Consider the following 20829-nt stretch of genomic DNA (forward strand, 5'->3'; position numbering starts at 1 on the left):
TCTCCGGGTGTGGGATGAACCGAAAAGTGTACAACAAGCAGGATTGCGTAATTTAGTAATTTGGTAATTGAGGAATTGGAGATTGTTGACTGGGCTTTTTGACTATTCAATTACCCGATTACCAAATTACTCAATTACCAATCTTCACATCTGTTCTTCCATCTGCCTTCGCAACCGTCGCGATTCGGCCAGCAGGCCCATGCTGTGCATCAGGTTTTGCAAGGTGACAATGCCCACAAGGCGTTCTTCGTCCACCACCGGGATCAGCGTCAGCCCGCGCGAGGTCAGCTTGCGGAAGGCAGAGCCCAGCGACTCGCCGCGCGAAGCAATCTCAAAGGCCTTGCTCATGGCGCCCTGCACGTAACCGTTGCCTTCGCGCCGCAGACGCTCCACGATGGTCTGGCGGGTGATCACGCCCACCAAGCCGCTGCCGCCAACCACCGGAAAATCGTCCTGCAGGCAATGGACGGCCAAGTTCAGCGCGTCTTCCAGCGTGTCCGCGGGGGACAAGGTGGAAAACTGCGTGAGCATGATGTCTTCCATGTGCACGGCTTCCACCACCGACTGGAACATCACCGTGCGTTCTTCCAGTTGTCCGGCCATGAACATCACCAGCCCCACCAACATCAGCCATTGCGAGAACACCAGTCCAGCCATCATCAAAGCGGCGGCAAACAGATTGCCCAGGTTTACGGCTTGCCGCGTGGCCTGGCGAAGCTCGAGTTTTTGCGCGCGCCAAGCGCGGAAGACCCGGCCGGCGTCGAGGGGAAAAGCGGGCAGCAGATTGAAGGCGCACAGAGCCGCGTTGATCCAGAAGAAGCTGCGGACCAGATCGTCAATGGTGACCAGCGGCAGCGTCCACATTCGCGACACAGGCCCTACCGCAAGCCCAACACCGCCGGCGATGATTGCAATCAACGCGCTCACCAGCGGCCCGGCTGCGGCGATCTTGGCCTCCCGCGCGATGTTACGGGCGTTCTCGTCCAGGGCATGCGGGTCGGCCATGGCGATGCCGCCGGTGGGCAGCAGCATGGTTCCGCGAATCGTCCGGCCGTTGCGCGATTCGATCCAGATGTGTCCCAGTTCATGCGCCATCACTGACGCCAGGACGATCGCCGCGAGCGCCAGCCCGCGGACCACTCCCCAGACTCCACTCCGGCTGGATTCATACAACAGAACAAAAGCCAGCAGAAACAGGAAAGACATGTGGATGCGGAACTCCACACCGAAAAACTTGCCCGCGAATAGGCTCCAGGATTTCATGAATGCATCGTCCTACTTGCGATTCTATACGTTAGATTAGATGCCGGACAGCAAGGTTGGGTGCCATGCGCGTGATCGCGGGAAAATACCGCAGCCGAAAGCTCATCGCTCCTGAAGGCGTGGCCACCCGTCCGACCACCGACCGCCTGCGCGAAACGCTCTTCAACGTGGTGGCGGCGCAGGTGGAAGGGTCGGTGTGGCTGGACCTGTTTGCCGGAAGCGGGGCCATTGGCATTGAGGCGCTGAGCCGCGGCGCCGCCCGTGTTTACTTTGTGGAGCAGGCCAGCCGCGCCGCGCGCGTCATCGCAAGAAATCTGGAGTCCCTGGGGCTTGGCGGCCAAGCTCCGGGCGAGAGCTTCGAAATACTGGAGCGCGACTGCCTGGCCGCCCTGCGCCTGCTTGAGGCCCGCGGCGTCACCTGCGATTTCTGCTTCCTCGATCCGCCGTACCGCAAGTCGGGTGATTACGAGCAAGTGCTTAGTCTGCTTGCGCGATCATCACTGCTGCAAGCCACGAGCGTGGTAATCGCCGAGCATGACAAGCATTTTGATCCCGGGGAAGCCTTCGGCGGGCTGCGCCGCGACCGCACGCTCAAGCAGGGCGACGCGGTCCTGAGTTTTTACCGGCTAGGCCAGTGATTTCACCCGCTCCGGCTGCGGGGCCGCACGGGGGGTGTGACGAATCGCCACATTCCATGCCTGTTTTCCACAGACACCTTAAAAAAACCCGCATAAAATGCGGCGAAAACGCTTGCGCGAAGGCCTCTGTCATGTAATATACGAAATGAGTGCCTGAAGAGCACCAATTTCAAGGAGGAAAGATGGCATCTGGCATGACCAAGACCCAGCTCGTCCGCCACATGGCTGAGCACGCTGAAATGAACAACAAGGCAGCCGCAGCATTCCTGGAACACCTGGCGGATACGGCAATCAAGGAAACCAAAAAGAACGGTATCTTCGTTATTCCTGGCCTGGGCCGCTTGGTGAAATCCAACCGGAAGGCCCGCATGGGACGCAACCCGCAAACCGGCGAACCGATCAAAATTGCGGCCAAGACCGTGGTGAAATTCCGCGTCGCCAAAGCCGCCAAAGACGCAATCGCTCCGAAGAAATAACTCCGGAACATCATCAACGCAAGATCAGAAGGCCGGCTGCCAAGCCGGCCTTTAACGCATCCGGCTGTCCAGTACTTTGTTCACCAGCCGGTCGGCTTCTTTGTTCTTTTCGCGCAGGACGTGTTCGATGGAAAACACATGGAATTTCTGGGCCAGCAGTTGCGCCTTATCGAACAGAGGTTTCAAACCTGGACTGTTGACCTTGTAGCGGCCTTGCATCTGGCGCACCAGCAATTCGGAATCGCTGTAAATCTTGATGGATTGATACATGGCGCGAGCGGCATAGTCCAAAGCGGCGATCAGGCCGGAATATTCGGCGACGTTGTTGGTCTGCAGGCCCAGGTAGTCGCTGAGTTCGGCCACCACGTTGCCCTGCGCATCGCGGACTACTACGCCGTAAGCCGCCGGGCCGGGATTGCCGCGCGCACCGCCGTCAATGTTGGCGACGATGTCAAAGTTCGTTCGGGTTGCGCTGCCGGAAAACAGAGACGTCTGCTTCATGATCTCACCGGCCTTCTTCCAGCCGAATCGCCAGCCGTTCGGGGAGTCCGGCGGCGAAGATTTTTTCCTGTGCCTGCGTAATGTCATACGGAACGCGATGGAAGGTAACCGAGCCGTCGCTAGTGTCATACAGCGCAAACGCGGCGCGCGGGTCGCCGTCACGCGGCTGGCCGATGGAGCCGGGGTTGATCAGGTACTTTGCCGCAGGCGAAAGTTGCAGCCGAAAAGTCTGAGCGGAGTTGGCCGTGGGATATTGCGGCTGGATCACGGCTTCTGCATCGCGCTCGTCGTCAATCCAATAGCCGCCTTGCACGTGTGTGTGGCCGAAAAAAGTAAGCGGGACAGCAGCGTGGGCCAGAATGGAGTAAGCATCGCGCGGAAACAGAACATACTCGTCTTCGTCGCGGGGAGAACCGTGCACGCATTGCAACCCTTCCAAGGGAGCGAGCGGGCCTTGCGGCATGGCCCGCAGAAATTCCAGATGTTCCGGTTTCAGCCGTTCGCGCGTCCACAGCGCCGCCAGCCCGGCAATGGGATTGAAATCATCCAGGCTACTCACGCCGGAACAGGCTTTGTCATGGTTGCCGCGCACAAAAACCTCGCCCAGCGCGCGCGCGCGCTCAGTCACCTCATTGGGATTGGCGCCGTAGCCAACAATATCGCCCAGATTGAAGACGCGGTCGTGCGCCGGCGCGGCGTCCAGGCAGGCTTCCAGGGCCTCAAGGTTGGCGTGAATGTCAGAGATAATAAGAATTCGCACGGCTGTTTTATCTTGCCAGTGTAAATCACAGGCCGCGATTATGGCGCTACGCGCGCCCAGTGTCCGGGTTCAATTTCCCGCAACGGGACTAGCCCGGCTGGCCGGGCGCTCTGCTCCACGGTCTCCAGGGGACGTGTGCGGTCGGTCTTGAGAGTTGGGATCGCAGCGATCAAGCCGCGCGTGTAGGGATGCGTGGCAGCCGAGAAAATCCTGGCCACCGGGCCCATTTCCACGATTTCTCCTCCGTACATGACTGCCACACGGTCGGCGACGCGGGAGATTACTCCAAGGTCGTGGGAGATGAACAACACCGCCAGGCGGTGCTTTTCGCGCAGGGCGCTGAGCAGCTCGAGGATTTGCGCCTGGATGGTGACGTCGAGCGCGGTGGTGGGTTCATCGGCAATCAGCAGTTGCGGATTGTTCACCAGGGCCATGGCGATCATCACCCGCTGGCGCTGCCCGCCGGATAGCTGGTGAGGATAATCCCGCGCGCGACGATCGGCCTCGGGGATGGCCACTTCGCGCAAGGCTTCCACGGCGCGGGGCCATGCTTCCGACTTGCTGACGCGGGCTTCTGGCTGGCTGACGCGAGTCTTAGAGCTGCTGTCGCCGGCGTGGGCCAGCACGGCTTCCGCCACCTGATCGCCCACGCGCATGACCGGGTTCAGCGCCGTCATGGGTTCCTGAAAGATCATGCTGATACGCGCCCCGCGGACGCGACGCATGGCGTCTTCCGGCAGGGTCAAAAGGTCCTCGCCGGCGAATGATATCTCTCCGCTGACGCGGGCCTGTGGGGGCAACAAGCGCATGATGGCCAGCGACGTAGCGGATTTGCCGGATCCCGATTCGCCAACCAGCCCCAGCGTACCCGACTCAGGAATGCTGAAGCTAACGTCGCGCACCGCGGCCACGTCGCCGGTTTGGGTGGCGAAGGTCACGTTGAGATGGGCGACTTGGAGCAACCAGGGCATGGCAGAACGCAAGCATGCATTTTAGCGGAAGGACGCCATAGACGCCGTTAACGCCTGGCCCGTGCAGCGGCAAGCCGCCGTTCTTTTTCCGCATGCATCTCCAGCAGGCTCTGCGCTGCGACCGGCCCATAGAGAGCGCGGACCCAAGCGGGATTGGTCCATTGCGGGCCGAGCGCGCTCAGTTCATCCAACTGCGACATGGCGAAATCATTCTGGTGCAGCCGCCAATTGGCAATGGCCCGCCCGGCGATGGCAACATTCGCAGGCGAGCTATCGTCAGAAATATTTTTGAACAGGCGCAGGGCGTCGGCAGGCGCATTCTTTTCCAGGTCTACCCATCCCAGTACGCTCTGCAGGCCGGGATCACCAGGGCGAAGAGTGAGGAAGCGGTGGAGCAATGCGTCCGCAGCGTCAAACTTGCCCGCGCGGTAATACCACCAACCCAGGCGCGCCAGGAATTCCGGAGCAAACGATTGTGCGCTGGCGGTAAAGGGGCGGTCAGCCAGCTCACGAGCTTGCGATTCGTCGCCGGCCATGACCAGCAGTCCGGCGGCTTCGATCCTGGCTTGTACTGTGAGACTGTCGGTTGCTTTATCCACGTTCAGCAGCTTAAGCAGGCGCTGGAATTCCTGCGCGGCCTCAGCATGGCCGGGAAGCGATCCCAGCGCCTCCGCGTAGTTACGAACGTTGACCGGGTCCACCGTGGTTTTTTCGCGGATTTCGTATTCAATCAGCATCCGGTGGGATCCCGCCGCGGCGGAAAAATGGCCGAGCGCAAATTCACTTCTCGCCAGCCGTGCGCGTATCCCCGGCTGAGGATTCGGCTCCAACTGCAGCGCAAACGACGCGAAACGGACAGCGCGCTCGTAGTCGTGCGCCTGGAAGGCCTGGTCGCTGACGGTGTTGGCGTAATCGTTAAGATCAACTTCCGTCTGCGGATAGAGCTTCAAGAGTTTGCGCCCGGCCTCCAACGCAGCGTCCATCTGGGCGAGCTCCAGCTTTACCTGCGCCAGTGATTTCAGCGCATTGGGATTGTTGGGCTGCAGTTCCAGCGAGAACGCTGCGAACTGTTCCGCCTGGGTAAATTTTTTGGCAACCATGGCCTTGGCGCCCAGGTCGCCAGCGAAGGCGCGGACCGAGTCGGCAGCCGCGGGATCGGCGGGAAGCAATTCCCTGTATGCAGCCGAGGCGGCGGTGAAATCATGCTGCGCGCACCGGGCCTTGGCCAGCGCCGCGAGGGCCGGCGGATAACCGGCATGCAGCTTCAGGGCTGATGTGGCGGCTGCGACCGCCTGGTCATATTTCTGCGCGACCACATGCGCGTTTGCCTGGTGGCCCAAGAAGATGTAGCGAACCTCGAGCGGCTTGGTTTCGCCGGTTGTCCACTTCTTTTCGGCAATCAGGTCGCGGATCTTGGCGATCCGGTCAGCCGAGGGCGGATGCGAGCGGAAATATCCCGTCAGAATCTGGATGGTGGCGCTGGAGATTTCACCCTCCGGCGTGGTTTTCTTCCCGGCGCCGCGGTGCATTTCTTCCTCCAGTTTCTGGAATTCAGCAAACACCTGAATCGCACCCTCCGGAGAATAGCCCGCAAGCACCGCCAGATTCACCCCTTCGCGGTCCGCTTCCAACTCCTGGTCCTTGGTATAGCCGGCTTCAAAGATTTCGACGGGCAAGGAGGCAAGCTGCAGCAAAGGAATTTTCCTCATGGCCCGTTCCCATTGCAGACGCTCGGCACAGTGATAACGGTCAATGTGTTCGATTTCGTGGCCCAGCACGCCGGCCAGCTCGTCTTCATTTTCCATCAGATCCAGCAAGCCCGCGCCCATGTACACATGGCCGCCGGGAAGGGCAAAGGCATTGATAAACCCGCGATCAGGAATGTAGTGAAACTTGTAGGGCAGTTTGCGGAAAGCATGGGCCGCTACGCGGTTCCCCACCGACTGGATGTATCTTTCAATCAACCTGTTTTCTTCGTCGGGATGGGACTCATCTATGAACTTGGCGATGCCGTCGCCGATTTTGATCTCTTCCGCATCCGGTATGCGCGTGTAATGCATGGGAAGCCGGGTAAGCTCGCGCTCGGTATCGGCCACCAGGTAAAGCAACGCAGTAGGCGCGACGGGAGCTTCCACCGGGCGCGTCTGAGTGAGGACCATCCCGCCGACCAGCAGCGCGAGGGAGGCAATGAGACCGATCCATCGCATCATTGTTCCGGGCATCATAGGAATTGCCTCACTTTCTCCCGGTTCCTGCTGTAGAGAATGGAAACTCCCAACAGCATGGCCCCCAGCACAATGAAAGTGATGGCGCGGTCGCGGATGCCCAGCCGCCAGATGTCAACCACAATGATCTTTCCTACACACAGCATGAGAAGCCCAACCGCCGACAAGCGGTAACTGCGTTCGCCAATCCACAACGCGAACAGGAAGACCACCACGGCTTCCAGGGCCCAGGCCATGGTCACCAGGCCGCTGCGCAGTTCAACCGCGAGATAAGCAGTGATCAGCCCGAGCGGGACAAAGAACAGCAATTGCTCGGGCCGCGCAGCCAGCAGTTGAAGCGCTCGTCGCATACGCGACTTGCCTTCCTGTAACGACGTCTGGCGCAACTTGAAGGCGAAGACCAGCGCGGCAAACAGAAATCCCGCGGCGGAGATCACGTTCAGGCCGGAAAGCAGCTTTGAAGGCGGAGTGAAATAGCTGCGCTCGTAGAGGTTGTGCATGACACCACGGAAGAGCACTCCCAGGCTCAGAAACAGCGCCTGGTGCAGGAATACGGGTCTATTTGTTTTCCAAGCCAGGGCCATGAGGACCAACACCGCGGCGGCCCAGGCGGTGGCAATCCAATCCAGAGCGACTTCAAAGCGCAGCAGCAGAATAACGCTCAAAGTCCCCAGCCAGGCAAATGTCTGGGCGGCTTTGAACTTTCTGTCCAAATCATGAAGCGCGGCCGCGCTTTCGTCCAGGCGGCGGTACACGTAATAGAAAAACAGAACAAGGGGGACCACGGTGTACAGCCGCGGGCTCCAGCGGGCGCCGGCAACGGGGGAAACAGCGTTGAGATTGACGAAGAGCAAGCGCAAAAAGACAGAGATGCCGGCCACGTAGGCCTGCAGGCGCAGGTTGGCGCTTTGCCGCCAGAAACCGGCTTCCAGGATCAGCAGAGCGAACACGGCCCAGCCCAGGGCCACGCTGGCGGTCTTCAGCTCATACCACATGAGCAGAGTGAGTATGGTGGATGCCACCCAGGTAAAGCCGGGCTCCAGCCAGCGCAGCCAAGCCGTGTCTGTGCTGCGGTGCCAATGCGATGCCACATAGCAAAGTGCCACGGCCAGGGCCGTGGTGAGCAGGCGCGCGGACCAGGTGCGTCCGGCAAAATGGTATGCGGTGGTGTCAGGCAGGTTGACGACCAACACGCGAATGAACACGAACGCCGCCATCGCGATGGATTGCACGCGCATCGGCTGGAACTCAAAGCGACTGGCAAGCCAGGCCAGCGTGCAAGAGAGCGCCATCCAGGCTACTGCCGTGCCGAACCAGGGAAAGGCCATCCAGGCCGCGGCCAAGGCGACGGCCCCAGCGGCATACGAAAGATCGCGCGTGGCGAGCTGTTCGACCACGGGCGTGAATTGCTCGGCCCAGCGGCGGGGCGCCCGGTGGACATTCCAATAAAGGACCAGGGCGGCCAGGATGCATATCAACGCGGGAAAGAATTCGCCTTTGAAGTCTGCGCCATCCATGCGGCGGCCATAAATGCTGGCCGTTTCAACGCCGATCAACTGCACCATCAGCGGCACAAAGGCGCCCAAACCAACACGGCGGAATACCTGTTCGCGCGTGAGCACGCCCACCAGGAAAAACGCCTCCGCTTCCGCGAGCCACGCCAAAGCGATGTATTCCTGCGCGTGCAAATCGGCCGGCCCAAAGTGGAAGGGAATGGCGGCCACCAGCATGCAAGCGCCAATCACCGTGAGAACAATGTGCGGCAGAGTGCGAGCGCGCGCCCGCGAAAGTTGTCCCAAGCCCAGTTCAACCGAGCCCAGCACCAGGAGCCCCCAAAAAGCCATCTTGGGATCCACTGACTGGTATTTCAAAACAGCAAGCAGCAGGCCGGTGTTTACAAGGGCGGCCAGGGTGGAAATTCTCTCCTGGTCACCGCCTCGCCGCCAGAGATAAGAGAAGCGGAACACAGCCCAGTAACTGGCCAGGATCGCCGCGCTGGAATAGAACTCAGGAAAATGGTGGTGGTGTTTCCCCATGGGCGCGATGATGGGGCGCAGCCAGAGAAAGTGGTTGAGGAAAGTAGCGATGATCGCGCAGATCTCCAGGACAAACCACTCCATGCGCAGGACAACCCAGACAACACCCACGGCCAGGACCACGGCCGCGGTGAGGCTGCCGACATCGGCGCGATTGAAGGCGATGGCCAAATACGCGCAGAGAAACGCCAGCCCGGTAAGCACCTGGGAGCGATAGTGCAAAGTGTGCAGCACCATGCCTGCGGCCACCAGGAACATCAGTGCCAGGTCCGCAAGCGTGGAGTCGAGGACGTGCGCCGCCGCAACGTGGTTCATGGCATAGGAGGTAAAGAACCACATGGCCCAGCCCGCACCCACGCCGGCGCGAGCCACCATGCGGTAGCGCTCTTTGCGTTCGACGAAGATGCCTGCCCCCAGCATGACTGCGCCGACGAGCCAGCCCACGGTGACTTTGCCCATGGGCCCGACTTCACGCAACTGCCAGGCGAGGAAAAACGCAATTCCCAGAACCAGGATGCCTGCCCCTAATTTTGCGAACCAGTTGCTCCCCAGCATTTCTTCAAAATTCAGCAACGAGCGCAGGCGCTCGAAAATAGTCGGCGAGGGTTCGCGAGTCTGTCCAATAGCGAAGTTGGCTTCGACGGGACGCTCGGCCTGCGGAGGCGGCGGCGCGGACACGAATTCTTCAGGAGTAGCAACACCCTTGGGCACGCTGGGGGCGGAGAGGGGCGCCGTCATCGCAGGAGACACCACACCCGCTTCAAGACGACTAACAGGCGCAGGTTGAGCAGTTGTTCCCACTTGCGCCGGGATAGCTTTTGCACGGAGCTCCTTGACCTCAGCAGCAAGCTCGTCAATGTTCTTGAGCAGGGCCTGGCGCGTGGCCGCAAGTTCGGCCGAGAGCTCGTCTACTTCGCCACCGAGTCTCTTGTATTTGCCGACACCGCTCCGCCAAATGATCAGCAGCAAGATGGCGAGGACGACGGTCACAAAGACGATGGAGGCAGATGCGTCGAACACCCCAAGAAGCGCAAGGGTGAGTATGATCGCCGCAAAGTATGCGACTAGAGGTCCCACCCCCGACTTTCGCTTTTGAGCCATGAGGCTTTGGCCGGGCCGAATTGTACTATGGGAACACGTGAGGAATAACAACTACCAACTAGCGCCGAAAGATATGGGCGCTTGTGCGGTTCGATAGTTGCCAACCATGACCTGGCTTGTTGTCCAGTGAAGGCTTGGCTTTACGCCGTGACCTTGGTTGCCGCTTTGCCCGCTTCCACAGCTTTCTGCATGGCGGCCAGCATCGCGGGCTCTTCCTGCATCAGCCAATCGGACGCCGACGCCCGGTCGCCTTCCAGCTTGATGAGTCCCTGGCCGGAGAGCTGTTTGGCCAGTTCCAGCATCTGTTCCGAGGAGTAATTGACGTACTGGCAATCGTAAGGATGGGCGATCTCCACCGGCGCGCGCTGCCCCAGCTTGCCGCTCAGCCAGAAGACGCGGCGCTTGATCAGCTCGCGCACGGCGTCATCGGACTGCCGGGGAAACTGGATTTTCTTGGCGACGAAGCTATAGAACCTGCTGGTCACGTGCACCGGCTGCAGCTTGCCGGATTTGACCAGCGCGATTTGTCCGTTGTCCAGGATCTTGCGGATGGCGTTCACCACCAGGCCTTCAGCGTGCTCTTCCGCCAGTGAGCCCAGAGCATCTTTCATGGTTTGGGTCATGCCCACGGCAACGTCGGCGTGCAGGCCTTCTTCGGCGCCGCCCAGCAAGTTCACCCGGCCGTGCAGCACCAGCCAGTCCGAGCCTGACGTGGACGCATGAAAAGGCCACTTCAAATCAGTGATGGCCACGGGGATTCCAGTCAACGTAACAAAATTCAATGGACGGCTCGGCATAATCGGCACTCAGCTTCAGGTTTGGAGTTCGCCCAAAGATTTTAATACGGCAGGCGTGAAGAAACATCTTTGAAACGCGGAGGAAGGGAGGGAACAGAGGAGAAGGTCAGGGGGAATTTCAGCAAGCCCCTCACAATCCTCCCTCCGGTTACTCCGTTCCTCCGTGTTTCAAGGTTTGGTAGCTTCCGATAGTCTCTATGTTTGTGTTGTCCGCCCTCTTCTTGGACGAGTTACATCAAGAATTCCCGCGCTTGGCGCGCGATGGGATGCTGCAACTCCTGCAGCTCATTCTTCACCTGGTTCAGGCCGTAGACCAGACTTTCAAACTCCTCTGACATCTCGCGGAACAGCGGCGCGACCTTGGCGTATTCAAAGTGCTCAAATTTCGACACGATGAAATAACTTTCCTTGCCGGCGCGCACAAAGTCCACCAGGCTATCCATGCGGGCCCGGCGCAGGCGGCGAGCGTTGAGGCTCTCGGGAAGCATCCCGGAGAAGAACAAGGAGTAGTCGCCAATGTGCTTGCGCACCTGGCGCTCGCGATCAAAGGACGAAGCCGGCCCGTAGACAGGGTCGGACTCCAGCAGCATCTCGCCGACGTCGCTGAGCGGGCGGCCGTCCGCAGTTCTGATCTTGTAGAGGTTTTCCGTTTCGCAGAATTCCGTCAGCACGTTGGCGACGTAGGCGTGCACTTCACTGTGACGCAGGCCGACTTCCTCGTAATGCCGCTCTACCATCTCCGTGAAAAACTGTTGCAATACATTCGATTCAGGAATCATGGGTTACTTCCCCTTGTCCCACCAACACTGCTTCCGCCGGGAGTCGTACGCGTCACCTGCCCGTTGGTCGCTACAGCTTTGGGGTGTGTCTGTATATTTGAACGTAGTATTGGCAGGATAGTTTCCGGAAATCAAGGGCTTTTGCAAGCGAAGCGCACTTTGGCAGCAAGGCAGGGAGAGTGCTAAGCGTTAGCTTAGTGGTTAGACCTTAGAGGGTTGAAGGATGCGAAGTTTGGTTGATGATTCGTTGCTCAAGAGATTTGTCATCCACCCAGTTGCTTTTTGACGATGTCGCTCACCATCTTGCCGTCCACGCGAGCGCCGCTGGCCTGGAGTTTGGCCATGGAGTTCTTCATCACTGTGCCCATGTCCTTCATCGTCGGCGAGCCCATCTCGGCGATGGCGGCCTTCACCGCGGCGGTGACTTCCTCTTCCCCCAGGGCCTTGGGCAGGTAGGCTTCAATCACTTTGATCTCCGCGGCTTCTTTGTCGGCCAGTTCCTGACGGCCACCCTTGGTGAACTGTTCGATGGAATCTTTGCGCTGCTTGATCAGCGTGGCCAGCACCTGCTGGGCCTCTTTTTCGTCGAGTGGCGCGCGCTTGTCAATTTCCTTGTTCTTGATGGCCGCTTTGACCATGCGCAAAGTGGAAAGGCGCAGCTCTTCCTTGCTGCGCATGGCGGCGATCATGTCGTTGTGTACTTGTTCGCTGATTCCCATCGCGTAAGCCTCGTAGGAAGATTATAGAAGGCGACCGCCCCCACGGGGCTCGACTTCTTTCCAACTCTTAACAGCACAGCCGAGGGCGACTGTGCCACACGGCCTCAGCTAGCCCTTTCCTACCCGGCTGGCTGGTATCCTGATACGTCACCGTGCCGTGAAGATTTCTTCCATGGCAGCAAAGCTTCCTCCGGGAGAACAAGAGCGAACCCAATGTCACCGCTGGCCGTGGTCCTGAACATCGCCATTATTGTGGGGATTCTGGGGATCATTGTGTATTGGGTGCGGCGCTTCGCGGTTTTTCGCGGCTACAAGGCCATTGAATCGGACGTTCTGCGGGTGGGCGAGCTGCTCAGAGGCCAGCCCGTACGCGACGGCAATGACGTGGTGGTGGCCGGATACTACGGCGGGCTGCCAACCTTCGTCCGCTTTTCCCACAGCGTGGACACGCCGGGCCTGGACATCCGCATGAACGTTCCGGCCACGTTCAACGTGAGCATCACGCCGAAGAGCGCAACGTTCGTGGGCGAAGGCCGTGTGCTCATGCGCACCGGCAGCGCAGCGCTGGACAGCAAGTTCAACGCCCGCTCTGACCAGCCCGTTGATGTTGGCATGTGGCTGGGCACCAAGGACGCGCGGGCGCGCCTGGAGCAGCTCTGTTGCTCGTCGCAAACCGGGTTTTCCGTCAACGACCATGTTATGGAGCTGAGCGAGCTGATCATCCCGTCGTATACCGCCAACCATGTTGCCGATCACCTGGAATCGCTCGCCGCGCTGGCCAAGCGCGCGCAGGACATGCCGGGCGCCAGCGGCATCAAAATTGCTCCACTGCCCCCGGCGGGGAGCAGTTGGACGATCCGCGTGGCACTGGCCGTCGCCCTGGTCTGTTTGTTGACGTTGCTCTTTACCCAGCCCTATCAACGGCTGGCGGAGACATTGACTCCCAAGACGCCCGCGCAAACTTCAGGCGTGGCCGCGGTGGATGCTGTCCGCATGTCGCAACTGACAGGCTGGCACGTGGCCGAGCGCGACGATTTTCCCGGCGCGGCAGCGCGTTTTCTCTACAGCCACAACCTTGCTCTCTCCGGCCATGTGACCGCGGACTTTAGCGGCCAGGGCGGTGAGAGCGAGTCGGCATATCTGCTGGTGAACTCCCAGGGCCAGAAGCGGGTATGCCTGCTGACACGCGGCACGGTGGCCTATGACGTGGTGTTTCCGCGCGCGGATTTTGTCGCGCGGATTCCCAAGAGCAGTCTGGCGACGATACAATGGAGTGTTGCTCCGCAGTTCAAATCTGATGGCGATGCCTTGCTGGTTGTCCAAAACGCTGAAGACCCGTCCGCAAGCCTGGTGCTGTTGAGGCACGGCGCCCAAACCTACTCTGCCCGTCCTGTAGATTTCACCCGGATTGAACTGGCATCGGATTAAAAAGTTCTCAGCCGAACGGGCTGAGCCGTTAGGAGAAACGCCCCATGATGATTCGCAAAGGCCGCTTGCTGACGCCCGGTCCCACACAGCTTCTTCCCTCCGCCCAACTGGCCATGGCCGGCGCCACCATGCACCACCGCACCGCGGAATTCCGCGCTTTGTATAGCAAGGTGCTGGCCGACTTGAAGGTCTTCGTCGGCACCAGGAATGACGTGGTGCTGATGACGTGTTCCGGCACCGGGGTGATGGAGGCATCGGTCTCCAACCTGACTTCGCCGGGAGAAAAAGTCCTGGTGGTCTCGGCCGGCAAATTCGGCGAACGCTGGGAAGGTCTGGCCAAAGCTTACGGCCTGGACGTGGAAACAATCCGCGCGCCCTACGGCGAAACGGTAACCGCGCAACAGGTGCGCGACAAGTTGAAGCCGGAGCACAAGGCGCTGTTCATGCAGGCCACCGAGAGCTCCACCGGAGCGCGGCATGATGTGGAAGGCGTGGCTCGGGCGCTGAAAGGCTCCAACACGCTGCTGGTGGTGGACGCCATCACCGGGCTAGGGACCACACACTTTGACGTGGATGGCTGGGGCGTGGACGTGATCATAGGCGGATCGCAGAAGGCGGTGATGATTCCTCCCGGACTGGCTTACTGCGCGGTGAGCGAGCGCGCGTGGCAGCGCATGGAAACCTCCAAGAACCCGCGTTATTACTTTGATCTGCGCAAGGAACGCAAGAACGGCGCCAAGGGCGAATCCTCTTATACTCCGGCTACGGCGCTGGTGGCAGCGCTTTCTTCGGCCTTCGACTATTTACGTGATCAAGGTGGCGGTGACCTGGCGGCGGGACGCGAACTGCTCATCAACAACGCCGAAACCGCCGCGGCCATGACCAGGGCAGCGGCCAAAGCCATGGGCTTGAAACTGTTTTCGGCCGGCTCACCGGGCGCGGCCCTGACGGCGATTGCGTCGCCGGCGGGCATTGATTCCGGCAACATTGTGAAGGACTTCCGCAACGACTTTGGCTCGGTCATCGCCAACGGGCAGGGCGAGATGAAAGGCCAGCTGTTCCGCATCGCGCATTTGGGTTATTACGACTACGCGGACACCATTGCCGCCATCGGCGCCCTGGAACATGTGCTGGCCGGGCTGGGAGTAAAGATTGAACTGGGCTCGGGATTGCGCGCGGCGCAGGAAGCATACGCGCGGTCAGCGCAAGCGATGGCCGTGGCGCATTGAAGACGGATTTACGATCCGCCGCGAAGCCGACTTGCGCGCTGAGCGGCGCTGTGTCAGGAGCAACGAAATGATCGCAAGAACGATACTCCGCGGCGGTTTGGAGCGAAGCGACAGCCAATGAAAATCATCGTCGCTGAAAAAATCGCCGCCAACGCCATCCAGCTCCTGAAAGACGAGCCCGGATGGACGGTGATCACCGCGGACCAGATCACCGGAGGCCTAGCCAGCGTGCTTCCCGACGCCGACGCGCTGATCGTGCGGTCGGCGGTGGACGTGAATGCCGAAGTCCTCAAGAGCGCGGGGAACCTGCGGGTGATTGGCCGCGCGGGAGTGGGCGTGGACAACATTGATCTAGACGCCGCCACCAAAGCCGGCATCGCGGTGATGAACACGCCGGGCGCCAACGCCGTGGCCGTGGCCGAACACACCCTGGGCCTGATGCTGGCGCTGGCTCGCCACATTCCCCGCGCGGATGCCACCACGCGGGCCGGGAAATGGGAAAAGAAATCACTGCAAGGGACCGAACTGCGCGGCAAGACGCTGGGGATCATCGGGCTGGGGCGAGTCGGCATGGAAGTGGCCAGGCGCGCCAAGGCGTTTGAGATGAAACTGATCGCGCATGATCCGTTCGTGACCGCGTCCGTGGCGCGCGAGCTGGACATACAACTGGCCACGCTGGACGAGGTCTACGCCGCGGCCGACTACCTCAGCCTGCACGTGGGCCTGACGCCGCAGACCGCGGGCATGATCAACGAGGCGGCCATCAAGAAGATGAAGAAAGGCGTGCGCATTGTGAACTGCGCGCGCGGCGAGCTGCTGAATGAACCCGCGCTGGCCGCGGCCCTCGCGGCCAAGCAGATCGGCGGGCTGGCGCTGGACGTTTTTGCGGAAGAGCCGCCCAAGAATTCCCCGCTGCTGGCGCTGGAGAACGTGATTGCCACGCCGCACATCGCCGGCTCCACCAATGAAGCGCAGGACGCCGTGGGCGTGCAGATCGCCAGCCAGGTGCGGGAATACCTGAAGCGCGGCGTGATCCAGAATGCGGTGAACATGCCGTCCATTGATTACGCGCAGTACACGCAGATGAAGCCGTACATTGTGCTGGCGGAAAAGCTGGGCGCGTTTCTGGCCAACGTGGTTGCCGGCGCCGGCTCCATCCAGGAGATTTCCCTGCGTTACAGCGGACGCCTGGCGGAATGGAAGACGGAGCTGATTCGCAACGCGGCCATCCAGGGAATCCTGAACCAGCGCGTGGCCGAGCACGCCAACGTGGTCAACGCAGCGGCCATCGCGCAGGAGCGCGGCATTCACGTCCGCGAAACCAGCAAAGACAAAGCTTCCAGCGGCGGCCGGGACATGCTGGCGGTGACGCTCAAGACCACCACCGACGAAGTGGAGGTGCGCGGAGCGGTGATGCACGGCGAATCGCTGCGCCTGCTGGGCGTGGACAACTTCCACATTGAGATTCCGCTGGAAGGCAACCTGATCTACAGCCGCAATCGCGACGTGCCCGGCGTGGTGGGCAAGATCGGTACGATTCTGGGCAAGCACAAAGTGAACATCGGCAACTTTGCTTTGGGCCGGGCAGGCGAAGAGGCCCTGGCCGTGGTCCAGGTGGACACGCCCGCGCCGGAAGCCGTGCTGGAAGAGATCCGCTCCGTGACCGACATCAAGGACGTGTACGGAATGGAGTTGTGAGAAGAAGCAACTAGCAGCTAGCAAATGGCAACTAGCAATTAGCCTTGGAATGGTAGTTCCGCGACCAGCCTGTCACCTGCAAAGGCCAGGCCAATTGCTAGTTGCCAATTGCTAGCTGCTTAGTGGATATGCGGGCTCTGGGCGTTGGGACGCGCCTTCTTCCCGCTGCGGGCCTTGGCCCCCACCTTCACGTTAAACGTAAACGGCAGTTTCTTGGGCGGATAGCAGGCATTGTTGTCGCACGCCTGGTATTTCAGTTCCGCGTGGACGGTGTACGTGCCCGTGGACCCGCTGGCCGTCGCCACCACCAGCCCTCTTACCACGACGTCGCCTGAATACACGCTGAGCTTGGCGGTGGGATCAAAGGGGAAGCTCTTCAGAACGCCGGCAGGATATTGGATCTTGCCGATCACGATGTCGCTGCCCGGAAGCGAGAAATGCACCTGTGTTGGGATCAATTCCTCCGCCAGGGGTTTGTTGGAGTTGATGTGGTAAGGCGGCAAGACGTGAAAGGTGAAGCTTATGGGTGTGGAATGTCCGGGCGCGACCACCACGGCGCTTACCGGGTCCGCGGAAACAAACGAGCGGCTCTTGACGGAAAGATCGTCTTGCTGGGCAAACAGGGAAACTCCGGAAAGAAGCAGGCAAAATCCGAAGATAGGAAGAAGATTTTTTTTCATGTTTCCAGGGTGATACTCGCTTGGATTCGCTGCCAGTCCTTACTTGCCGCCTTGGGCCAGGGATTTCTTGATGGCGTCTTCCATCACCGATTCGCTCACCAAGCCCACTACCTTGTAGACAACTTTGCCGGAGCGGTCAATGTAAAACGAGAGTGGCAATCCATCGCCAGGATATTGGTCGGCGACGCTGTTGGTGCCACGCACAACGGGGTAATTCAATTTCATTTTGTGGGCAAAGTCCACAATGGCTTCATCGCCAGCCTCATCTTCGGCTACGCCCACGATCTGGAAACCTTGCGGGCCATATTTGTTCTGCAACTCGATCAGCCAGGGCATTTCCACTTTGCAGGGGCCGCAATAGGTGGCCCAGAAGTTGATCAGCACGGCTTTGCCGCGCAGGGAAGAGAGCTGGAGATTTTTGCTGCCCTCTTCGCCCAGGACTTTCAGGGTGAAGTCCGGGGCAACGGCGCCGACGGCCGGGCCTTCCTGGGCCGGCTTGAAGATGGCGGAGACGGTGCCCTTGCCGTCACGATGGCTGGCAAAAAACAGAGCTGCGCTGACCACGACAATTACGGCAATCACGACAAGAACGCTGCGTTTCACGATCAGGACCTCACCAGGTAAAACGGTTCAGGAATCCAAGATAACTTGAGAGCACGGTAAAGTGCTGGGTAAAGATCAACACGCCGAAAACAATCAACAAAACTCCGCTGATCACCTCGACGGTATGCAGGTGGCGGCGAAACCATCCGTAAAAGCCCATGAAGCGGTCCATGGCGATGGATGTCAGCAGGAAAGGCACGGCCAGTCCAAGGGAATAGATGGACAGAAGAAGGATCCCCTTGGTCACCGTGTCCTCGCTTCCGGCGGCCGCCAGGATGAGGCTGAGAATCGGGCCGATGCAGGGCGTCCACCCAAAGGCAAACGCGAAACCCACCACAAAGGCGCCAAAAGGCGATTTGCCGCTGCCCGCCGAGTGCAGGCGCTTGTCGGCATACAGGGCCTTGATTTTGAGGATGCCGGTCAGGTGCAAGCCGAATATGACGATGATGATTCCGGCAACCCAGGAGAGCTGTTTCTTGTACATCCTGAACGCGTGTCCCAGGCCGGTGGCTGCCGCCCCCAGAATCACAAACACCAGGGTGAAGCCCAGGATGAACATGATGGAGTGAAACAGCACTGTTTTCAACACCTTACTGTCTTTGGACTCAAGCTGTTCGGCGGTAACGCCAGAAATCAGAGACACGTATCCGGGCACCAGCGGGAGGACGCACGGTGAGAGAAAAGACGCGATGCCGGCAAAAAAAACGGCAATAGGCAGAGGCAGTGATGACATTCAACCTTCTTCTGGCTTCTGGCTTTTGATAGTTCCTATTGTAATCTGGTTACATCTTTTCCGCGAAGGAAGAAGTGCGGCCCAAGTCCTGTGTTTTCAGACGTAAAGAAAGCAAGTTGGTGAGCCGATTGGCCCCTCAATCCGCCACTTTGATCATCAGCTTGCCCAGGTTCTCTCCGCGAAACAGTTTGAGCAACGTTTCCGGAAAGGTGGCAAAGCCTTCGACGATGTCTTCCCGCGACTTGAGCTTGCCGGCGGCCATCCAGCCGGCCATTTCTTTTATGCCTTCGCCGTAACGAGCCGCATAGTTGAAGACGACAAAGCCTTCCATGCGCGCGCTGTTGACCAGCAGAGAAAGATAGTTGGCGGGACCTTGGATCCCGGTGGTGGAGTTGTACTGCGAAATGGCGCCGCAGATCACCACGCGCGCGCCGCGGGCCAGGTGGCCGAGGACGGCGTCCAGAATTTCGCCGCCCACATTGTCAAAGTACACGTTCACGCCCTTGGGACAGTGCTGGCGCAGCGCGGCCTTCACGTCCTCATTCTTGTAGTCAATGCAGGCGTCAAAGCCAATGTCCTGCACCGCGAAGCGGCACTTGTCCGGCCCGCCAGCGATGCCCACGGCGCGGCAGCCTTTGATCTTGGCGATCTGTCCGGCGGCCAGGCCCACGGCCCCGGCGGCTCCGGAGATGACTACCGTATCGCCGGCCTTCATCTGGCCGACGTCGAGCAGACCGAAGTAGGCGGTGAGTCCGGTCACGCCCAAGACCGAAAGATACACGGGCAGCGGCGCCAGTTTGGGATCAATCTTGTTCACGCCCTTGCCGTCCGAGATGGCATACTCCTGCACGCCCAGCAGGCCGGCTAGGTGGTCGCCCACGGCAAAGCCGGAGTTCTGCGAGGCGATCACGCGTCCCACGCCACTGGCGCGCATCACCGCGCCGATCTGCACCGGTTCGATATAGGAGCGGCCTTCATTCATCCAGCCGCGCATGGCGGGGTCGAGCGAGATGTAAAGAGATTTGATCAGGACTTCGCCGGGGCCGGGATCGCGCACCGGCTCTTCCGTGTAATTCCAGTCCGTGCGTTTGGGCAATCCGACGGGCCGGGCGGCAAGGCGAAATTGGTGATTGATGAGGGGCATGAGGCGTCTCCATGTGCGGGATGGTGAAGCGTGCGCAGACAGTATATGACGTGGGTGGTTTCGATGCGTAGCGGTGGGCTTTTCCATCAACGCCCTCCCAGCGAGTGAGGCGCCGGCAAATGCTGCGCCTCTGCGTTGACGTTCTCGTGCCCCGAAGCTAGACTTCTCGCCTATGGCTGATATCACCGCACCGTCGCGCAATTGGAAGCCACTGCTGGCGCTTCTGCTGGCTTTGGCGGCTTTCCTGAGCAACCTGGCTATCTTCATGCGACCGCCGGGCGAACGCGCTATTCCGCTGTTGAGCCTTGCGCTGGCCGGCGTCGCCCTGATTTTGCTGGCCGCAGGAATCCGCAAAGCGTTCACACAAAACCGTGGCAAGGTCCTGAGCTCGGTGGTGGGCGCGCTGGCGTTGCTGGTGTGCGGATTCACAGTGTTTGCCTACGTCGAGGCGCGGAAGATCCCCAAGGCAGAGGGAGCACCAAAAGTCGGACAGAAAGCGCCGGACTTTACGCTGACCGACAGCACCGGCAAACAGGTTTCTTTGGCGCAACTGCTGGCGCCCACAGCGGCGCAGGCGACGCCAGTGACGCCGGGCGCTGGAGAAAATGCGGCAAATCCGCAAACGGCAATGCCAACGGCAGACGGTGGCGTGAAGCCCAAGGCTGTGTTGTTGATTTTCTATCGCGGATACTGGTGACCGTTCTGCAACCTCGAGTTACGAGGCATTGAAAAAGACCTGAAAGAATATGCGGCGGCGGGCGTACGTCCGGTGGCCATTTCCGTGGACCCACCATCGGTTTCCGCCGATCTCTGCAAGAAAGCCGGCTACACATTTACTTTTCTCTCCGATCCCAGCGCAGAGGTCATCGGGCGCTATGACCTGCTGCACAAAGGCGCAGGGCCTGAGGGCCATGACATCGCGCGTCCTGCGGAATTTCTGCTGGATTCCAGCGGCACCGTGCGCTGGACAAACTTTACCGAGGACATACGGATTCGCGCGCGCGCCGATGAAATGCTGGCGGTAGCGAAAGCATTGCGGTAAGAAAGC

Annotated in this window: 20 protein-coding genes; 7 read left to right on the forward strand and 13 right to left on the reverse strand. The window is 60.1% G+C overall.

Annotated elements, in window-relative coordinates; translation table 11 throughout:
* Window positions 1-144: 144 nt before the first annotated feature.
* On the reverse strand, window positions 145-1263 hold the full coding sequence (locus tag LAO20_12215; protein ID MBZ5532188.1) for a CBS domain-containing protein: 1119 nt from the start codon (window positions 1261-1263) through the stop codon (window positions 145-147).
* A 65-nt stretch (window positions 1264-1328) separates the two neighbouring features.
* Between LAO20_12215 and rsmD the strand changes: the two genes are divergently transcribed.
* Both rsmD and LAO20_12225 read left to right on the forward strand, forming a co-directional pair.
* Window positions 1329-1901, forward strand: a complete 573-nt coding sequence (gene rsmD, locus LAO20_12220) for a 16S rRNA (guanine(966)-N(2))-methyltransferase RsmD (GenBank protein MBZ5532189.1) — start codon at window positions 1329-1331, stop codon at window positions 1899-1901.
* Between the two features lie 182 nt (window positions 1902-2083).
* Entirely contained in the window at window positions 2084-2377 is a 294-nt protein-coding gene (locus LAO20_12225) for an HU family DNA-binding protein (protein MBZ5532190.1), read from the forward strand.
* A 51-nt stretch (window positions 2378-2428) separates the two neighbouring features.
* Here the strand turns inward: LAO20_12225 and LAO20_12230 are convergent, their stop codons facing one another.
* The 8 genes from LAO20_12230 to LAO20_12265 form a co-directional block, all read right to left on the reverse strand.
* Entirely contained in the window at window positions 2429-2878 is a 450-nt protein-coding gene (locus LAO20_12230) for a ribonuclease HI family protein (GenBank protein MBZ5532191.1), read from the reverse strand.
* A 4-nt stretch (window positions 2879-2882) separates the two neighbouring features.
* Complete coding sequence (locus LAO20_12235; GenBank protein MBZ5532192.1) at window positions 2883-3638, reverse strand: metallophosphatase family protein; 756 nt, start codon at window positions 3636-3638, stop codon at window positions 2883-2885.
* Window positions 3639-3676: 38 nt separating this feature from the next.
* Complete coding sequence (locus LAO20_12240) at window positions 3677-4609, reverse strand: ABC transporter ATP-binding protein (GenBank protein MBZ5532193.1); 933 nt, start codon at window positions 4607-4609, stop codon at window positions 3677-3679.
* A 47-nt stretch (window positions 4610-4656) separates the two neighbouring features.
* Window positions 4657-6834: a M48 family metalloprotease gene (locus LAO20_12245; protein MBZ5532194.1), complete on the reverse strand. Its 2178-nt coding sequence runs from the start codon at window positions 6832-6834 to the stop codon at window positions 4657-4659.
* Window positions 6831-9890 (reverse strand): DUF2339 domain-containing protein, encoded by a 3060-nt coding sequence (locus tag LAO20_12250; GenBank protein MBZ5532195.1) that lies wholly within the window; start codon window positions 9888-9890, stop codon window positions 6831-6833. The genes LAO20_12245 and LAO20_12250 overlap by 4 nt, the downstream gene beginning before the upstream one ends.
* Before the next feature lie 221 nt (window positions 9891-10111).
* Complete coding sequence (locus tag LAO20_12255; protein ID MBZ5532196.1) at window positions 10112-10768, reverse strand: hypothetical protein; 657 nt, start codon at window positions 10766-10768, stop codon at window positions 10112-10114.
* 230 nt (window positions 10769-10998) lie between these two features.
* On the reverse strand, window positions 10999-11547 hold the full coding sequence (locus tag LAO20_12260) for a hypothetical protein (GenBank protein ID MBZ5532197.1): 549 nt from the start codon (window positions 11545-11547) through the stop codon (window positions 10999-11001).
* Between the two features lie 263 nt (window positions 11548-11810).
* Complete coding sequence (locus tag LAO20_12265) at window positions 11811-12266, reverse strand: GatB/YqeY domain-containing protein (protein MBZ5532198.1); 456 nt, start codon at window positions 12264-12266, stop codon at window positions 11811-11813.
* A 213-nt stretch (window positions 12267-12479) separates the two neighbouring features.
* Between LAO20_12265 and LAO20_12270 the strand changes: the two genes are divergently transcribed.
* The 3 genes from LAO20_12270 to serA all read left to right on the forward strand — a co-directional run bounded on the left by LAO20_12270 (window position 12480) and on the right by serA (window position 16621).
* Window positions 12480-13694: a hypothetical protein gene (locus tag LAO20_12270; protein ID MBZ5532199.1), complete on the forward strand. Its 1215-nt coding sequence runs from the start codon at window positions 12480-12482 to the stop codon at window positions 13692-13694.
* Between the two features lie 47 nt (window positions 13695-13741).
* Window positions 13742-14923, forward strand: coding sequence for an alanine--glyoxylate aminotransferase family protein (locus LAO20_12275; protein ID MBZ5532200.1), 1182 nt, complete (start codon window positions 13742-13744; stop codon window positions 14921-14923).
* A 117-nt stretch (window positions 14924-15040) separates the two neighbouring features.
* Window positions 15041-16621, forward strand: a complete 1581-nt coding sequence (gene serA, locus LAO20_12280; protein ID MBZ5532201.1) for a phosphoglycerate dehydrogenase — start codon at window positions 15041-15043, stop codon at window positions 16619-16621.
* A 119-nt stretch (window positions 16622-16740) separates the two neighbouring features.
* On the opposite strand, the gene LAO20_12285 is transcribed toward serA, so the two are convergent.
* The 4 genes from LAO20_12285 to LAO20_12300 all read right to left on the reverse strand — a co-directional run bounded on the left by LAO20_12285 (window position 16741) and on the right by LAO20_12300 (window position 19781).
* Entirely contained in the window at window positions 16741-17301 is a 561-nt protein-coding gene (locus LAO20_12285) for a disulfide bond formation protein DsbC (protein ID MBZ5532202.1), read from the reverse strand.
* A gap of 39 nt (window positions 17302-17340) precedes the next feature.
* Window positions 17341-17904 carry a TlpA family protein disulfide reductase gene (locus LAO20_12290; protein MBZ5532203.1) on the reverse strand — a complete coding sequence of 188 codons (564 nt, stop codon included), beginning with the start codon at window positions 17902-17904 and terminating at the stop codon, window positions 17341-17343.
* A 10-nt stretch (window positions 17905-17914) separates the two neighbouring features.
* Window positions 17915-18637, reverse strand: coding sequence for a cytochrome c biogenesis protein CcdA (locus LAO20_12295; protein ID MBZ5532204.1), 723 nt, complete (start codon window positions 18635-18637; stop codon window positions 17915-17917).
* Window positions 18638-18773: 136 nt separating this feature from the next.
* Window positions 18774-19781, reverse strand: a complete 1008-nt coding sequence (locus tag LAO20_12300; GenBank protein MBZ5532205.1) for an NADP-dependent oxidoreductase — start codon at window positions 19779-19781, stop codon at window positions 18774-18776.
* 172 nt (window positions 19782-19953) lie between these two features.
* Here LAO20_12300 and LAO20_12305 point away from each other — a divergent pair, with 172 nt between their 5' ends.
* Window positions 19954-20478: a hypothetical protein gene (locus LAO20_12305; protein MBZ5532206.1), complete on the forward strand. Its 525-nt coding sequence runs from the start codon at window positions 19954-19956 to the stop codon at window positions 20476-20478.
* A 27-nt stretch (window positions 20479-20505) separates the two neighbouring features.
* The gene (locus tag LAO20_12310) at window positions 20506-20823 is read left to right on the forward strand and encodes a peroxiredoxin family protein (GenBank protein MBZ5532207.1); all 318 of its coding nucleotides are present in this window, start codon (window positions 20506-20508) and stop codon (window positions 20821-20823) included.
* The last annotated feature ends 6 nt before the right edge of the window (window positions 20824-20829 follow it).

The sequence above is a fragment of the Terriglobia bacterium genome (assembly GCA_020072815.1).
Lineage (GTDB): Bacteria > Acidobacteriota > Terriglobia > Terriglobales > Acidobacteriaceae > Angelobacter.

What these genes read in the sequence shown, in the direction of transcription:
- LAO20_12215 (MBZ5532188.1), bottom strand. Translation starts at nt 1,263, where the DNA reads ATGAAATCCTGGAGCCTATTCGCGGGCAAGTTTTTCGGTGTGGAGTTC.
- rsmD (MBZ5532189.1), top strand. Translation starts at nt 1,329, where the DNA reads ATGCGCGTGATCGCGGGAAAATACCGCAGCCGAAAGCTCATCGCTCCT.
- LAO20_12225 (MBZ5532190.1), top strand. Translation starts at nt 2,084, where the DNA reads ATGGCATCTGGCATGACCAAGACCCAGCTCGTCCGCCACATGGCTGAG.
- LAO20_12230 (MBZ5532191.1), bottom strand. Translation starts at nt 2,878, where the DNA reads ATGAAGCAGACGTCTCTGTTTTCCGGCAGCGCAACCCGAACGAACTTT.
- LAO20_12240 (MBZ5532193.1), bottom strand. Translation starts at nt 4,609, where the DNA reads ATGCCCTGGTTGCTCCAAGTCGCCCATCTCAACGTGACCTTCGCCACC.
- LAO20_12245 (MBZ5532194.1), bottom strand. Translation starts at nt 6,834, where the DNA reads ATGATGCCCGGAACAATGATGCGATGGATCGGTCTCATTGCCTCCCTC.
- LAO20_12255 (MBZ5532196.1), bottom strand. Translation starts at nt 10,768, where the DNA reads ATGCCGAGCCGTCCATTGAATTTTGTTACGTTGACTGGAATCCCCGTG.
- LAO20_12260 (MBZ5532197.1), bottom strand. Translation starts at nt 11,547, where the DNA reads ATGATTCCTGAATCGAATGTATTGCAACAGTTTTTCACGGAGATGGTA.
- LAO20_12265 (MBZ5532198.1), bottom strand. Translation starts at nt 12,266, where the DNA reads ATGGGAATCAGCGAACAAGTACACAACGACATGATCGCCGCCATGCGC.
- LAO20_12270 (MBZ5532199.1), top strand. Translation starts at nt 12,480, where the DNA reads ATGTCACCGCTGGCCGTGGTCCTGAACATCGCCATTATTGTGGGGATT.
- LAO20_12275 (MBZ5532200.1), top strand. Translation starts at nt 13,742, where the DNA reads ATGATTCGCAAAGGCCGCTTGCTGACGCCCGGTCCCACACAGCTTCTT.
- serA (MBZ5532201.1), top strand. Translation starts at nt 15,041, where the DNA reads ATGAAAATCATCGTCGCTGAAAAAATCGCCGCCAACGCCATCCAGCTC.
- LAO20_12285 (MBZ5532202.1), bottom strand. Translation starts at nt 17,301, where the DNA reads ATGAAAAAAAATCTTCTTCCTATCTTCGGATTTTGCCTGCTTCTTTCC.
- LAO20_12295 (MBZ5532204.1), bottom strand. Translation starts at nt 18,637, where the DNA reads ATGTCATCACTGCCTCTGCCTATTGCCGTTTTTTTTGCCGGCATCGCG.
- LAO20_12300 (MBZ5532205.1), bottom strand. Translation starts at nt 19,781, where the DNA reads ATGCCCCTCATCAATCACCAATTTCGCCTTGCCGCCCGGCCCGTCGGA.
- LAO20_12305 (MBZ5532206.1), top strand. Translation starts at nt 19,954, where the DNA reads ATGGCTGATATCACCGCACCGTCGCGCAATTGGAAGCCACTGCTGGCG.